The following is a 15,340-nucleotide window of genomic DNA, read 5'->3' on the forward strand; positions in this document are numbered from 1 at the left end:
TTGAAATACACATCAAAATATGCATAATGTTCCCATGCGGTTCACTTGGTACGAAGCCAAGCGCAAGGGCAACCTGAAGAAGCACGGGCTGGACTTCGCGGACGCGGAGCGGCTGTTTGCCGGGCCGAAGGTGCTGTTTGAGGATGACCGGGCCGACTATGGCGAACAGCGCCTGATCAGCGTCGGCCTGCTGGGTGCGCTGGTGGTCGTGGTGGTTCATGTGGAAGCCCCCGATCGCATTCGAATCATTTCCATGAGTAAGGCGGACAGCGATGAAACGGACCTCTACTTCCAAAACGCCGGCTACTTCTGACGCGGCGCCGAAGCTGCGGCAGAAGGATTTCGACCGGGCGCGCTTCGTTGTCGGCGGCAAGGAGGTGGCTCGCGCCGACTGGCAGGCGGCGGTGCGGGCGCGCGTGGAAAAGAAGCGCATCAACATCATGCTCGACGTGCCCATCGTCGAGCACTTCAAGGCACTGGCCGGCGAGCGCGGCTACCAGACGCTGATCAACGACACCCTGCGCCGCGCCGTCGAGGGCGAGCACATCGAGCTCGACCTGCGCCGCATCCTGCGCGAGGAGCTGAAGAAGGCGGCTGCCTGAGGTCATTCGCCCTCCCTCACCACCGCCACCTTCGCCCCATGCTCCCCGAGCGTCACCATCTCATCCACCTGCAGGCCCTTCGGCAACTGGTGGGCGATGAACAGCATGGTCACCTTGCCCTTGAGCTTGTTGATGGTCCTGGCGAAGTGTTCGGCGGTCTGCGGGTCGAGGTTGGCCGTGGCCTCGTCGAAGATGAGGACGCGCGGTTGTCTGAGTAGGGCTCTTGCGATGGCGATGCGCTGCTTCTGCCCGCCGGATAGGCCGACGCCGCGTTCGCCCACTTCCGTCTGGTAGCCCTGCGGCAGCTTCTCGATGGTGTCGTGGATCTCGGCCCACTGGCAGGCCTGCACGGCCTGCTCGAAGGTGGCGTGGGGGTTGGCGAGGATCAGGTTGTCGTAAAGGGTGCCGGAGAAGAGGATGGTCTCCTGCGGCACGACGCCGAATGGGGCGCGCAGCTCGTTGGCGGGCAGGTGGCGGATGTCGCGGCCGTCTACGAGGATGCGGCCTTCCTCGGGGAAGTGGAAGCCCTGCAGCAGCTTGGCCAGGGTGCTCTTGCCCGAGCCGGAAGGGCCCATCAGGGCCAGCACGCGGCCGGGCTTGAGGCTGAGCGAGAGATCGCGGTAGAGGAAGGGGCGGTCCTGGCCGTAGCGGAAACTGATGCCTTCGACGTCGACCTGCCCGGCCTCGGCGCGGCCGCGCTGGGGGACGAGGGAGACGGGCTCGACCGGGGCGTTCATGATGTCGCCGAGGCGCTTGACGGCGATGCCGGCCTGCTGGAATTCCTGCCACAGGCCGACGAGCCGCAGCAGCGGCTGCGAGAGCCGCCCGGCGAACATCTGGAAGGCGACCAGCATGCCGACGGTGAAGCCGTCGTTCTGCATCACCAGCCAGGCGCCGACGCAGAGGATGGCCAGGGTCATCATCTGCTCGAGGCTGTTGGCGGCGGTGGAATAGGTGTTGGAGAGCTGCCGGGTGCGGAAGGCGGCGGCGAGGTATTCGGCCACGTAGTCGCCGTAGCGCGTTTTCAACAAGGGTTCCATCTGCAGCGACTTCACCGTCTCGAAGCCGGCGACGTATTCGGTGAGGAAGGCCTGGTTGCGCGCGCCGACCAGGAACTGGCGGTTGAGGCGGCTGCGGAACACGGGGGTGACCAGCACGCTGAGGAAGGTGACGGCGCCGAGCAGGACGACGGCGATGAGCGAGAGCTGCCACGAGTACCAGAACATCACCGCGAGGAAGATGAACAGGAAGGGCAGGTCGAGCAGCAGGCTCACCGCCGCGCCGCTGACGAACTCGCGGATGGTCTCGACGCCGTGCAGGCGGGCGACGACCACGCCGGTGGGGCGGTGCTCGAAGTAGCGCGGCGACAGCCCCAGCAGGTGCTCGAAGACGCGGGTGCCGAGCACGGCATCGACGCGGTTGCCGGTGTGCAGCAGCAGGTACTGCCGCACCCAGCTCATGGCGGCGTTGAACACCATGAAGACGAAGAGGCCGATGCCGATCACGGCCAGCGTCGACAGCGTCTGGTGCACCACCACCTTGTCGATGATGACCTGGGTGAACAGCGGCGTGGCCAGGCCGACGAGCTGGATGGCGAGACTGGCTGCCAGCACCTCGCGCCAGACGGCCTTGTGCTTGAGCAGCTCGGGGACGAACCAGCGGAAACCGAATTTGTCTGGAGATGCGGCAGCGGCGGCGTCTTCGGCCTCCGTCGCGTCATCGTCCTTGAGCGACTTGGGCTCGGGGGCGAACTGCAGGCATAGGCCCGCGTAGTCGCGCTCGAGATCGACGAAGGAGATTTCCTCGGGTTCGATCCTGCCGGGCCGGACCAGCAGCGCGCGACTGCCGTCGCAGCGCAGCAGCAGGGCGAAGTCGGTGTCGTCCTCGGCGCCCTTCAGGGCGACGAAGCAGGGGCCGCCACCGTTGGCAAATGCGTCGATGAGTTCATCGGCGGAGAGGGCGGCGAGGCCTTCGCGCAGGCCCAGCGCGGCAAGGGCGGCGCGCAGGCCGTCGAGGGTGTGAGGCGGCGGGAATTGCTGCAGCGCGAGGCGCGGGTCGAAGGGAATGCGATGCAGATGGCAGGCAGCGCCCAGCATCCAGGCGAACTGCTCCTGCGAGAAGCTGTGTTGGTCCAACGCCTTTGTCCCCTGCACCTGCCGCGTGGCTCCGGTCGGGAGGGCCCGCGGCTGTTGTCGTGGCGCCATCCGCTGCGGCTGTTTCGCCGGTGTTTTTATGCGGGAATGGCAACGGGGAGGATGCTATCCGAGCCGATGTCGGATGTATATTGAGCGAAAGTAATAGGCGGCGATTTGTCGCACGCGCGGGGGATCGAAAGACGCTTGCCTGCGGACCGGAGCCGACTGTCGAATCAAGCGATCAGTGGTAGTCGTCCTCGCGCTGGTGCCGTATCGCCAGGATGGTCACCGTCGACTGGTCCTCGATCTCGAACAAGGCGACATAGCCGGTCGAGCCGAAGGAGATCACCAGCTCGCGAAGAAAGGGGTTGTCCGGATCTGCCTTGCGGCAGGAAAACGGGAAGTTCTTCAGAAAGTCGACCGCCTTGACGATCGCGTGGCGCGCGCGCCTTGCCGCGCCGATGTCCTTCTCCAGCAAAAAGCCGTAAAGCCGCCGCAAATCGTCCCGTGCGCCTTTGGTGTAGCGAACGCGGAAGGTCATCGAGAGACGTTGGCTCGAGCGGTCGCCTCGTGCAACATGGCATCCAGCTCGTCGCGGATCTCGTCGGAAGAGTAGTACTCGCCGGTACGGCGCGCTTCATCGCGCGCGGCCAGGCCACGAGCGATGAACTCCTTCTGCATGCGCCGGTGTTCGATATTGGAGCGAATCGATTGCTCGACGAAGCTCGAAAGGCTTTCGCCATCCTGGAGCACGCTTTCGGCGGCGTGGCGCAGTTCGGGATCGACGCGCAGCGAGGGAATGGTTGCGGTTTTCATGGGGGCTCCAGTGCGTTGCATTTGCAATGCAGTATGGCAGGGTCTCACGGGATATGCAAATCGGAACGAATATGGTCAGGAGCTTTCTGCACTGGATTCCGGATGTACCAAAGAAAAAGGCGCATGCCGGAGAACCCGGCATGCGCCTTGGCGCGGGGCGTGCGTCGCTCAGCCGCAGCTGCCCACCGCGCCGCAGGCGGTGCAGAAGTCGCAGCCGTCCTTGCGGATCACCGTCATGTTGCCGCACTCGGCGCAGAGCGAGCCCTGGGTGATCTTGACTTCGCCCTTTTCGCGCGGCATTTCGAGGATGCCCATCTCGCGCGTCGGGTAGCCGTTCTCGTCGAGGATGCCGAGCATGGCGTAGCGGTGCATGATCAGGCGCGCGATGTAGGCGACGGTCGAGGGCCAGTTCTGCTGCTTGTTGGAACCGGGCACCTTGGCCATGAAGTCGCCGAGCGGCTCGGGGTAGTTGAGCAGCTTGCGCAGCTTCATGCCGATCCAGGCCGGGTCCATCACGCGCATGTCGAGCGAGAGCAGGCGGGTGAGGCCGTCGAGGGCGCGCGGGTAGTTGCCGGAGAGCCAGACCGAGTAGGGGCGGGTGACGCCGTCGGGCAGGGTGATCTCCTTGAGGCCGAGCACGAATTCCTCGCCCGAGGCCGGGTTGGAGATGTCGACCGTCCACGACAGGGTGCCGTCGGTGCCGGTCTTGGGCTCGTCGCGCGAGAACATGCAGTCGAGCACCGGCGTCGGCTCGTTGCCGTCGAGCGGGCACAACTGCTCGCAGCGGTAGCGCACCACCTGGGCCAGGGCCGAGATGGCGCCGGGGACGAGGCGGCGCTCGCCGACGGGCGGGAAGGGGATCTCGAAGGATTCCTCGCCGACGGTCTTGGCCAGCACGTCGAGCTTGAGCTTGAGCCAGGCCTTGTCGTTGGCGCGCATGTCCATCGACAGCGTCTTGGCCACGGCACCGAGGCCGCGCGGCTGCTCGACGCCATTGACCCAGATCTCGAAGGGTACGGCGCGGCCCATGCCGTTCTCGATCTGGCCGACGAAGAGCGCGAACTCGCCGTGCGGCGTCTCGATCATGTAGCTCCAGGCCAGGTTGCCCTCGTGCATGCGCGGGCGTCCCGGCCAGCGCAGCGAGGACAGCACCGGGGCCGGCAGCGAGCCGATCTTCAGGCGGCGGTTGGCGCCGTCGAGCACCACGTCCTGCGGCTGCTTCTGGTTGTGGCTGCTGCTGGGCTCGACCGACAGCACCGAGCCGAGCACCTTGTTGGGACGGTAGGTGGCGAGGCCCTTGAGGCCGGCCTTCCATGCCGTCATGTAGAGGTCCTCGAAGTCGGCGTAGGGGTAGTCCTCGGGGACGTTCACCGTCTTCGAGATCGAGGTGTCGACGTAGGGGGCGACGGCCGCGACCATGTCCTTGTGCGCCTGCGCCGAGATTTCCAGCGCGGTGACGAAGTAGTCGGGCAGCTTGGTGACGTCGCCGCCGGAGTGCTTGTAGAGGCGCCAGGCGTAGTCCTCGACCGCGTACTCCTTGAAGGTGCCGTCGGCCATGCGCTTCTTGCGCGTGTAGGTCCAGGAGAAGGGCGGCTCGATGCCGTTGGAGGCGTTGTCGGCGAACGCGAGCGAGATGGTGCCGGTGGGCGCGATCGACAGCAGGTGCGAGTTGCGCAGGCCGTGCTTGCGGATGGTGTCCTTGACTTCCTGCGGCAGGCGCGAGGCGAAGTTGCCGCCGGAGAGGTAGAGGTCGGCGTTGAACAGCGGGAAGGCGCCGCGCTCCTTGGCCAGTTCGACCGAGTAGAGGTAGGAGCGGTCGCGCATGTACTCGGAGATCTTCGTCGCCATGGCGCCGGCGGCCGGCGTGTCGTACTTGAGGCAGAGCATGATCAGCGCGTCGCCCAGTCCGGTGAAGCCGAGGCCGACGCGGCGCTTGGCGGCGGCTTCCTTGGCCTGCTGTTCGAGCGGCCAGTGGGTGGCGTCGAGGACGTTGTCGAGCATGCGCACGGAGGTGTCGATCACCGCGCCGAAGGCGGCGAAGTCGAACTCGGCGTCTTTCTCGAACGGCCGCTTGATGAATTTGGTGAGGTTGATCGAGCCCAGGCAGCAGCAGCCGTAGGGGGGCAGCGGCTGTTCGGCGCAGGGGTTGGTGGCCTCGATGGTCTCGCAGTAGTAGAGGTTGTTGTCCTTGTTCATGCGGTCGAGGAAGAGGATCCCCGGCTCGGCGTGGTCGTAGGTCGAGCGCATGACCTGGTCCCACAGGTCGCGCGCCTTGAGCTTGCGATAGACCCAGAGGCCGTCCTCGCGCTGGTAGGCGCCGCCGGCGAGGATGTCGGCCGAGGGCGTGGCGCGGTGGGTCAGCTCGATCTCGCCGTCGGCTTCGACGGCCGCCATGAAGGGGTCGGTGACGCCGACCGAGATGTTGAAGTTGGTGAGGTCGCCGGCATCCTTGGCGTGGATGAAGTCCTCGATGTCCGGGTGGTCGCAGCGCAGCACGCCCATCTGGGCGCCGCGGCGGCTGCCGGCGGACTCGACGGTCTCGCAGGAGCGGTCGAACACGCGCATGTAGGAGACGGGGCCGGAGGCGCGCGACTGGGTGCCCTTCACATGGGCGCCGACCGGGCGGATGGAAGAGAAATCGTAGCCGACGCCGCCGCCGCGGCGCATGGTTTCTGCGGCCTGCAGCAGGGCGGTGTAGATGCCGGGGCGGCCGTCGACGATCTCGGAAATCGAGTCGCCGACCGGCTGCACGAAGCAGTTGATCAGGGTGGCGCAGAGGTCGGTGCCGGCGGCGGAATTGATGCGGCCGGCGGGGACGAAGCCGTTTTCCTGGGCTTCGAGGAATTTCGCCTCCCAATAGGCGCGCTTGTCTTCGGCCTCTTTGGAGGCCAGGGCGCGGGCGACGCGGGTGCGGACGTCGCGGACGTCGCGTTCGTTGCCCTTGGCGTACTTCTCGATCAGCACCTCGCCGGAGATCTCCTGCGGCAGAAGCAGGCCAAGTTGTTGATGATTAACTATTTCCTCGGTTGTCTCGGTCGTCGTTGTCATGTTTTATTTCCGAAGAGTTGGCAGGGGCTGCTGGCGTTTTTGACGGGGCAGCGGGCGTGACGATACTCCCCTCGAAAAAAATGCAAACATCAAAAAGAGAGAGCTTTATAAATCAGTTACTTAAAACTTTTCCTAGTAGGGGCATCGGGCGCGAGCCACTATATGTAGTAGGTTAGAGGTCGCTAATATTCCCCAAAAATCAGGGCCTTGGGGCGGATTTACCGGCCCAAAAGTAGTAGTAAATCAATTTATAGATGGTCGGATGCCCGGCCACCAGGTTCGGGCGCGTGAGACGCCCGGCTCGGGGCTAGATCAGCTCGGCCGTATGGCGCGCGAGCATCCATTCCTCGTTGGTCGGCAGCACCATGGCGACGGTGCGGCTCGAGGCGGTCGAGATCACCTTGGCGTCGGCGGCATTGGCGGCGGGGTCGAACTCGATGCCGAGCCAGCCGAGCTGCGCGCAGACCCTTTCGCGCACCGGCGCGGCATGCTCGCCGATGCCGCCGGTGAACACCAGCGCGTCGAGCCCGCCCAAAGCGGCGGCGAGCGAGCCGATCTCGCGCACGATGCGGTAGCAGAACAGATCGACCGCCTCGGCCGCCTCGGGCTTGTCGGAGGCGAGCAACTCGCGCATGTCCTGGCTGATGCCGGATACGCCGAGCAGGCCCGACTCCTTGTAGAGCAGCCGGGTCAGGGCCTTGACGTCCATGCCGCCGTAGTCCATGAGGAAGAGCAGCACGCCGGGATCGAGGCTGCCGGTGCGGGTGCCCATCATCAGCCCTTCGACGGCGGTGAAGCCCATGGTCGAGGCCTGGCTCCTGCGTTCGAGCATGGCGCACATCGAGGCGCCGTTGCCGAGGTGGGCCACGATGACGCGGCCATTGGCGCGCGCCGGGTCGAGATGTTGCGGCAGCACGTCGGCGATGTATTCGTAGGAGAGCCCGTGAAAACCGTAGCGGCGCACGCCCTTGGCGGTGATGTGGCGCGGCAGCGCGAACAGCTGCGCGACGCCGGGCTGCGTGCGATGGAAGGCGGTGTCGAAGCAGGCGACCTGCGGAATGCCGGGCAGCGCCTCGCGCATCGCCTCGATGCCGGCGACGTTGTGCGGCTGGTGCAGCGGCGCCAGCGGGATGAAGGTCTTGAGGCGGGCGACGGTGGCATCGTCGAGGCGGATCGGATGCGAATAGTCCTGCGCGCCATGGACGACGCGATGGCCGACGCCGATGATCTCCCAGCCGGCTTCGTGCTCGTGCAGCCAGCGCACGAGGAAGGCCAGCGCGGCGCGATGTTGCGATTCCGGGGCGTCGGCAAGCTCGAGGTCGCTGTCGTCCAGCACCTTGCCCGCGGCGTTCCTGGCCTTGAGGTGGGGTTTGGCGCCGATGCCGTCGATCTGCCCGACCATTTCGGGTTTGGGCGGAATGACTTCATTGTCGGCGAACAGCGCGAACTTGATCGACGACGATCCGGCGTTGATGGTGAGGATGGCTTTGTTCATTTTTTGCGGCGGGCGTGGGCCATCACCAGGGCGACGGCGGTGGAGGCGGTGCGGGTCTCGGCGGAATCGGCGCGCGAGGTCAGCACGATGGGAACGCGGGCGCCGAGCACGATGCCGGCGGCGAGCGCGTCGGCGAGGTATTCGAGCTGCTTGGCCAACATGTTGCCCGATTCGATGTCGGGCACCAGCAGGATGTCGGCCTGGCCGGCCACGGCCGACTTGATGCCCTTGGTGCGCGCGGCAACGATGGAGATGGCGTTGTCGAAGGCGAGCGGGCCGTCGAGCAGGCCGCCCGTGATCTGGCCGCGGTCGGCCATCTTGCACAGCGCCGCGGCGTCGAGCGTGGCCTGCATCTTCGGGTTCACGGTCTCGACGGCGGCGAGGATCGCCACCTTGGGCTCGGCCACTTTGAGCATCTGCGCCAGCTCGATGGCGTTCTGCACGATGTCCACCTTGTCTTCGAGCGTCGGCGCGACATTGACGGCGGCGTCGGTGATCAGCAGCGGCCGCGGGTAGGTCGGCACGTCCATGACGAAGACGTGGGTGATGCGGCGCGCGGTGCGCAGGCCGGTGGTCTTGTTCACCACCTCGCTCATCAGTTCGTCGGTGTGCAGCGAGCCCTTCATCAGCGCCTCGACCGTGCCGTCGCGCGCCATCAGAACGGCGGTCTCGGCGGCGGCGTGGCTGTGCGGCACGTTGATGATCGTCGTACCGGCGAGGTCGAGGCGATGCTGCTCGGCCAGGCTGCGAATCTTGTCTTCCGGGCCGATCAGGGTCGGCACGATCAGGCCGCGATCGCGCGCCAGCAGCGCGCCGCGCAGCGATTCGGCATCGCAGGGATGGGCGACGCCCATCGGGATCGGCGCGAGGCCCTTGGTGATCTCGAGCAGGTGCTCGTAGCGCGCCTTTTTCGTTTCCGACAGCCGCAGTTCGGGCAGGGTCACCTTGGGCCGGCGGATCTTCTCGGTCGGCGCCAGCACCTCGGCGTTGCCGTGGATGACCTTCTCGCCTTCCTGGTTGACGCACTGGCAGTCGAAGGCGATGTGGTGGTTGTGGTCGAACTTGCGCTGGCAGGTGACCGTGACGGTGAGGGTGTCGCCGATGCGTACCGGCGCCGCGAAATGCAGCGCCTGGTCGACATAGATGGTGCCGGGGCCGGGAAACTCGGTGCCGAGGACGTTGGAAATGAGCATGCCGCCCCACATGCCGTGGGCGACGACCTCGCGGAACATCGACGAGCGGGCGTATTCGGGATCGACGTGCGTCGGGTTGATGTCGCCCGACATGATGGCGAACATCTGGATGTCTTCGGGTCGCATCGTCCGCGTCAGGGAAGCGCTGTCGCCGACCTTGATCTCGTCGTAGGTGCGGTTTTCGATGTAATCGAGGGTTTCGAGTGTGGCCATGGCCGTTCCTGTGGTGCCTCGTGCGAATTTTGCGCCACGAATTGATGCGGTGCAACAAGTATTGGACAGGGGGCTGCACGGCCCCGATTCTCGGTCAGCGGAATACGATGCGCCTCAGGGTCGCAGGGCCCGATTTCAGATGCAGGAAATAGCTCGTGCCGGTCGCGGCATCGAACGCCACGGACTTCGCCGTGTCGCCGCAAAGCCTTTCGTCCGCCACGGTCTCCATGCGCTCGTCGTCGATGCGTGCGCTGCCCTCGGCCGGACCGTCGAACTCGAGCTGCAGTTGCCGCCGGCCCGCAGCGAGGCTGCCCAGCGGAATGAAATAGGCCCCGGCCACCGCGTTGCGCCAGGGAGCCAGTTCCTCGGCCTCCCAGGTCCCGACCGCCGGCCGGACCGGCACCGCCGGGTAGTGGCCGCAGGTCTCCTTGACGTGGCGCAGCATGTCGAACAGCGCGGCGACCTGAACGTTGTGCGCCGTGCCGAGGTGGCGCTCCATGTGCGCGCGCGTCGCCGCAGCGCCCGAATCGAAGCTCATGCGGCCGCTGCATTCGCCTTCGTGGCAGTTGCTGCAGACGGTGTGGAACTGGACGATGGTCGCGATCGAGGCGGGCGGCTGCGCGCCGGCCGGCGGTGACGAAAGCGCGAGCAGCGCCAGCGCGGCGAGGCCCGGCGGCAGGCTGCGCGCGTTGCTCATGGCGCCACCAGCCATTGCCGGGCCCACGCCAGCGCGGCGTCGAGATGTGCCGCCGCGCCGGGAGACAGCGGTTCGCCGAGTTCGAAGCGCTCGCCGCAGATCGCCAGCAGGGTGCAGGGGGCCGGGGGCTCGTCGTGGAGTTCCACGTAGACCTGCATCACGGCCTCCGGCGTCATCGCGTGGGTGCTGAAGCTGGCATCGCGCGAGGCTTCGAGCGCCGTGACGGCGAAAGGTGCGGGCGCCTCGATGCTGGCATCGACGAAGAGGATGCGGTGGCGATTCTCGAGGTCGAGGGCATGCTCGACCTGCAGCTGGAAGTCGGTCTGGCATTCGACGCCGGCGAGTCCAAGGGCCTCGATGCGCTCGACGAACAAGGGCCCCAGCGCATCGTCCCCGCGCGAGGGATTGCCCCAGCCGAAGATCAGGATCGGTGCGACGCTCAAGGTTGCTCGGGCAAGCCGGGTCGCTGGCAGACGCCGTGGCTGTCGCGCGTCATGCGGTCGAGCACCGTACCGCCAGCGCCGACTATTTCGACCTCGAGCGGCATGCGCCCGAGCGCGTGGGTGGCGCAGGAGAGGCAGGGGTCGAAGCAGCGGATCGCCACCTCGATGTGGTTGAGCAGGCCCTCGGTCAGTTCCTGGCCGTCGAGGTACTGCCTGGCCACGACGCGGATCGCCTCGTTCATCGCCTGGTTGTTGTGGGTGGTGGAAACGATGAGGTTGGCGCGGATCACCTGGTCGTTGTCGTCGACGCGATAGTGGTGGATCAGGGTGCCGCGCGGCGCCTCGATCACGCCGACGCCGCGGTCGCAGCGCTGGCCGGTCGCGACGAGATCCGTGCCCACGATGTCGTCGTCGTGCAGCAGGTCCTTGATGCTCTCGGCCGCGTGCAGCATCTCGATCATCCGCGCCCAGTGGTAGCCGAGCGTTGCGCCCGTGGCCGAGCCGTTGTCGAAGGCGAGGAACTCCTCGCGCTCCTTGTCGGCCAGCGGCGTCGGGATGAAGTCGCACTGGGTGACGCGCGTCAGCGGACCGACGCGGTACCAGCCCTCGTCGGAATTGCCCATCTCGCGGAAGTAGGGGAACTTCATGTAGCTCCACGACTTGACGTCTTCGAGGATCACGTCCCAGTAGTGGGTGTAGTCGTAGTGGTCGAACAGCGTCGTGCCGTCGGCACGGCGCGCGCGCAGGCCGCCGTGGTAGAGATCCATGGCACCGTCGGCACGGACCAGGCCCATGGTGTGGGCGCTGAAACGCCCGAACGCGTTGTAGGTCGCGAGGTTCTTCTGGAACAGTCCCTTGATGATCTCCACGGCGGAGCGAGACCACGCCACCATCTGGTAGATGTCCTTGAGCAGCGTCGCGCGTTCTTCCGCCGACAGCGACTTGTTGACGCCGCCGGGGATCGAGCCGGTGCCATGCACGCGCTTGCCGGCGGTCATGCGGATGACTTCCTGGCCGTATTTGCGCAGAAGCACGCCCTGCCTGGCGATCTCCGGTGCGGCGGCGACGACGCCGACGATGTTGCGCGTTGCGACGTCGGCGCCGAAGCCGAACAGCAGGTCGGGCGAGGACAGGTGGAAGAAGTGCAGGGCGTGCGATTGCAGGATCTGGCCGTAGTGCATCAGGCGGCGGATCTTCTCGGCCGTCGGCGTCAGCGTCGCCCCGACGATCTGGTCCATCGCCTTGGAGGCGGCGAGGTGATGCGAGACCGGGCAGATGCCGCAGAGACGCTGCACCATCACCGGCACTTCCCAGTAGGGGCGGCCCTCGATGAACTTCTCGAAGCCGCGGAATTCGACGATGTGCAGGCGCACCTGCATGACGTGGTTGTCGTCGTCGAGGAGGAGGGTGACCTTGCCGTGGCCCTCGACACGCGACACCGGCTCGATGGCGACGCGCTTCAGCTTTTCGGGATGGGCGGCGGTTTCGAGTTCGAAAGGCATGATCGTGGTCTCTCAGTCGTAATGCAGCAGGCCGTGGCCCAGATGCGGCGTGCGCCCGGCGAGGAGGTCGGTGAGGAACTTCCAGATGGCGTCAGCCGGCGGCGGGCAGCCCGGCAGGAAGTAGTCGACCTTGACCACCTCGTGAATGGGGTGCACCTTGTTGAGCGGCAGCGGCAGCTCGGGATCGTTGGGAATGTGGGCACCCTGCGCCAGGCCGCCCTCGGTCTCGTACACCGCCTCGAGGATGTCGCGCAGGTCGAGGTGGTTGCGCTGTGCCGGCAGGCCACCGTTCACGGCGCAGGCGCCGAGGGCGACGAGGACCTTGCAGTTCTTGCGGAACTCGCGCAGCACATGCACGTTCTCCGCGTTGCAGACGCCGCCTTCGATGATGCCGAGGTCGCAGGGGCCGCAGTGCTTGATGTCGGTGATCGGCGAGCGGTCGAACTCGACCAGCTCGAGCAGCTGCAGCAGCCGCTCGTCGATGTCGAGGAAGGACATGTGGCAGCCGAAGCAGCCGGCCAGCGAGGTCGTCGCCACGCGCAGCTTGGGCTTGGCCGGGGGAGTCGTCGCGTTCACTTGACCACCTCCACGATGGATGCCGGCGCCTTGTCGTAGGTGCGCTGGCCGATGGGCACGGCGAAGCCGACGCGCTTCTTCAGGATCACGCCGACCGGGCAGACGTTGGCGGCGCGGTCGGTCGCGGCGAAGTCGGTGTCGGCCAGCCGGCCCGATTCGCTGTTGACGATGACGCGGCGGCCGCGCATGCCGCGCCCGCCCATGGCGAACACGTTCTTGCCGTCGACCTCGCGCGAGGCCTGAACGCAGAGCGCGCACATGATGCAGCGGTTGAAGTCGAGCAGCATGTCGGGATGCGAGGCATCGACCGGGCGATCGGGGAAGAAGTGGTCGAAGTGCGGGCTCATCATGCCCAGGTCGTAGGCCGTGGCCTGCAACAGGCAGTTGCCGCTCTTCTCGCAGGAGGGACAGAAGTGGTTGCCCTCGACGAACAGCAACTGCAGCAGGGTGCGGCGCTTGTCGTCGAGCTCGGGCGTGCGGTTGTCCACGTTCATGCCGGCCGTCGCCGCGGTGGTGCAGGCCGAGCCGAAGCGGCCGTTGACCTTGACGGTGCACAGCTTGCACGAGCCGTGCGGCGCGAAATCGGGATGCCAGCACAGGTGCGGGATGTACTTGCCCGCGGCCTTCGCCGCCTGGATCACGGTCTGGCCCGGGCTGAAGGGGATTTCCTCGCCGTCGAGGAGGAAGCTGTTCTGTTCGCTCATGATGGTGTCGTCCCTCCGCTCAGTCGGTCCCGGCCAGATGCGCCGCGGCGTCGTCGCGTCCCGTCATCTGCCGCGCCTGCGACAGCGCGGCGTCGAGGTCGAAGCCCGGCACGAAGTCGAGCGACTTGAGGCGCCGCTCGTAGGCCGGCTTGAACTTGGTGAGCGTATCGATCATCGGGTTGCAGGCGGTATTGCCGAGGCCGCAATGGCTGGCGCCCTGCATCAGGCGATGCATCTTGAACATCTCGTTGATGTCGTAGGGCGAACCGTGGCCGCTGGCGAGCTTGTCCATCAGCCGCGCCACGATCTGGGTGCCGACGCGGCAGGGCGTGCAGAAGCCGCAGGATTCGTGGGCGAAGAAGTGGGCGAAGTTGTGCGCCACATCGAACATGTCGCGGGTGCAGTCGAACACCATGAGGGCACCGGCGGTCGGGATGTCCTCGAAGCCGATCTTGCGGTCGAGCTCGTCCTGGCCGATGCACACGCCCGACGGGCCGGAAACCTGCACCGCCTGGATGCAGTTGGTGACGCCGCAGTCCTGCAGCACCTCGGCGACGCTGACGCCGAACGGGTACTCGTAGAGGCCGGGCCGCTCGACGTCGCCCGACACCGAGAGGATCTTGGTTCCCGTCGATTGCCTGGTGCCGATGGTGGCGAACCACTCGCCGCCCTTGAGCGCGATCAACGCCGCGCAGGCGAAGGTCTCGACGTTGTTGACGATGGTCGGCTGCTCGAGATAGCCGTGGGTGACGGGGAAGGGCGGGCGGATGCGCGGACGCCCCGGCTTGCCCTCGAGCGACTCGATCAGTGCCGATTCCTCGCCGCAGATGTAGGCGCCGGCGCCGAGATGAACCTCGATGTCGAAGTCGGCACCGGGGATGCCGAGGATGTTCCGGCCGAGCAGGCCGGCCGCGCGACGGCGGGCGAGCACCTCCTGCAGGGGTTCGAGCAGGTAGCGGTACTCTCCGCGCAGGTAGACGAAGCCGCGGGTCGCGCCGACCGCGTAGGCGGCGACGGTCATGCCCTCGAACACCAGGTCGGCGTGGGATGTCAGCAGCACGCGGTCCTTGAAGGTGCCCGGCTCGCCTTCGTCGGCGTTGCAGATGACGATGCGGGTCTGCCCTTCCTTCAGGGGGGCGTTGCGGCAGGCTTCCCACTTCAGGCGGGTCGAGAAGCCGGCGCCGCCGCGACCGCGCAGGTTCGACAGGCGGATCTCGTCGAGCAGCGCCGTCGGCCCGACGAGGCCATGCGGCAGCGACTCCCTGACCGAGCGGTCGTTGGACGCCACGAGGCCGTCGGCGGAGGCGCGGGCGACGGCGGCACGCAGCGCCGAGCCGGGCTCGAATCGGCTGGACAGCAGGATGTCGGCGCGGCGGACGTTGTCCTCGACCGCGAACCATTCGGCCGGCCACTCGGCCAGCGGCACCTGGTTACGGATCAACTCGGCCATGGCGTCGACACGTTCCATGGTCATGCGCGTGATGGCGCGGTAATTGACCAGCACGGCCGGTCCTTGGTCGCACATGCCGGTGCAGGAGGTGGTGTTCACGCTGACCAGGCCGTCCTCGGACAGACGGCCGGGTTCGAGCCACAGCTTGCTGCACAGAGCTTTCAGCAGCTCGCGGTTGCCGAGCATGCGGTCGGTGATGTTGTCCGACCACAGCACGCAGTACTTGCCGCGCGGCCGCGTGTGGAAGAAGCTGTAGAAGGCCGCGGTGCCTTCCACCTCGGCGCGGGGGCGGCCGACGGCGCGGGCGATTTCGGTCAGCAGGGCCGGCGAGAGCCAGCCCTCCGCTTCCTGCGCTTCGCGCAGAATCTGCATCAGCCGGGTGCCGTCATGGCCGTGCCGCGCGAGAATGGCGGGCAGGGCGGTCGAGATTTCCTGGGGCGACGAAGAGGCTTGCATCCCGATCTCC

Annotated in this window: 14 protein-coding genes; 2 read left to right on the plus strand and 12 right to left on the minus strand. The window is 66.7% G+C overall.

The features are described 5' to 3' along the window. Positions 1-19: 19 nt before the first annotated feature. Complete coding sequence (locus tag EJE94_RS08335; RefSeq protein WP_243642566.1) at positions 20-313, plus strand: BrnT family toxin; 294 nt, start codon at positions 20-22, stop codon at positions 311-313. Continuing rightward, positions 273-602: a BrnA antitoxin family protein gene (locus tag EJE94_RS08340; RefSeq protein WP_121243358.1), complete on the plus strand. Its 330-nt coding sequence runs from the start codon at positions 273-275 to the stop codon at positions 600-602. Before EJE94_RS08335 ends, EJE94_RS08340 begins: the two co-directional genes overlap by 41 nt. A 2-nt stretch (positions 603-604) precedes the next feature. Here EJE94_RS08340 and EJE94_RS08345 read toward each other — a convergent pair whose 3' ends face one another. The 12 genes from EJE94_RS08345 to EJE94_RS08400 all read right to left on the minus strand — a co-directional run bounded on the left by EJE94_RS08345 (position 605) and on the right by EJE94_RS08400 (position 15,330). Further along, complete coding sequence (locus EJE94_RS08345; protein ID WP_243642567.1) at positions 605-2,737, minus strand: peptidase domain-containing ABC transporter; 2,133 nt, start codon at positions 2,735-2,737, stop codon at positions 605-607. 241 nt (positions 2,738-2,978) lie between these two features. Continuing rightward, the gene (locus EJE94_RS08350; RefSeq protein WP_121243356.1) at positions 2,979-3,278 is read right to left on the minus strand and encodes a type II toxin-antitoxin system RelE/ParE family toxin; all 300 of its coding nucleotides are present in this window, start codon (positions 3,276-3,278) and stop codon (positions 2,979-2,981) included. After that, a complete protein-coding gene (locus EJE94_RS08355) occupies positions 3,275-3,553 on the minus strand; it encodes a YlcI/YnfO family protein (RefSeq protein WP_121243355.1) in 279 nt (92 codons plus the stop codon). The genes EJE94_RS08350 and EJE94_RS08355 overlap by 4 nt, the downstream gene beginning before the upstream one ends. Positions 3,554-3,721: 168 nt before the next feature. Next, positions 3,722-6,601 carry an adenosylcobalamin-dependent ribonucleoside-diphosphate reductase gene (locus tag EJE94_RS08360; protein ID WP_121243354.1) on the minus strand — a complete coding sequence of 960 codons (2,880 nt, stop codon included), beginning with the start codon at positions 6,599-6,601 and terminating at the stop codon, positions 3,722-3,724. Positions 6,602-6,908: 307 nt separating this feature from the next. Further along, a complete protein-coding gene (locus EJE94_RS08365) occupies positions 6,909-8,096 on the minus strand; it encodes an acetate/propionate family kinase (protein WP_121243353.1) in 1,188 nt (395 codons plus the stop codon). After that, positions 8,093-9,502 (minus strand): bifunctional enoyl-CoA hydratase/phosphate acetyltransferase, encoded by a 1,410-nt coding sequence (locus EJE94_RS08370; protein WP_121243352.1) that lies wholly within the window; start codon positions 9,500-9,502, stop codon positions 8,093-8,095. The genes EJE94_RS08365 and EJE94_RS08370 overlap by 4 nt, the downstream gene beginning before the upstream one ends. Before the next feature lie 94 nt (positions 9,503-9,596). Further along, positions 9,597-10,199, minus strand: a complete 603-nt coding sequence (locus EJE94_RS08375) for a hypothetical protein (RefSeq protein WP_121243351.1) — start codon at positions 10,197-10,199, stop codon at positions 9,597-9,599. After that, positions 10,196-10,642, minus strand: a complete 447-nt coding sequence (locus EJE94_RS08380) for a hydrogenase maturation protease (protein ID WP_121243350.1) — start codon at positions 10,640-10,642, stop codon at positions 10,196-10,198. Before EJE94_RS08380 ends, EJE94_RS08375 begins: the two co-directional genes overlap by 4 nt. Further along, a complete protein-coding gene (locus EJE94_RS08385) occupies positions 10,639-12,144 on the minus strand; it encodes a Ni/Fe hydrogenase subunit alpha (protein ID WP_121243349.1) in 1,506 nt (501 codons plus the stop codon). Before EJE94_RS08385 ends, EJE94_RS08380 begins: the two co-directional genes overlap by 4 nt. 12 nt (positions 12,145-12,156) lie before the next feature. Then, on the minus strand, positions 12,157-12,720 hold the full coding sequence (locus tag EJE94_RS08390; protein WP_121243348.1) for an NADH-quinone oxidoreductase subunit B family protein: 564 nt from the start codon (positions 12,718-12,720) through the stop codon (positions 12,157-12,159). Further along, positions 12,717-13,424 (minus strand): 2Fe-2S iron-sulfur cluster-binding protein, encoded by a 708-nt coding sequence (locus EJE94_RS08395; RefSeq protein ID WP_121243347.1) that lies wholly within the window; start codon positions 13,422-13,424, stop codon positions 12,717-12,719. Before EJE94_RS08395 ends, EJE94_RS08390 begins: the two co-directional genes overlap by 4 nt. A gap of 19 nt (positions 13,425-13,443) precedes the next feature. Then, the gene (locus EJE94_RS08400) at positions 13,444-15,330 is read right to left on the minus strand and encodes an NAD(P)H-dependent oxidoreductase subunit E (protein WP_121243363.1); all 1,887 of its coding nucleotides are present in this window, start codon (positions 15,328-15,330) and stop codon (positions 13,444-13,446) included. Positions 15,331-15,340 lie beyond the last annotated feature (10 nt).

The organism is Sulfurisoma sediminicola (genome assembly GCF_003865015.1).
GTDB classification, from domain to species: domain Bacteria; phylum Pseudomonadota; class Gammaproteobacteria; order Burkholderiales; family Rhodocyclaceae; genus Sulfurisoma; species Sulfurisoma sediminicola.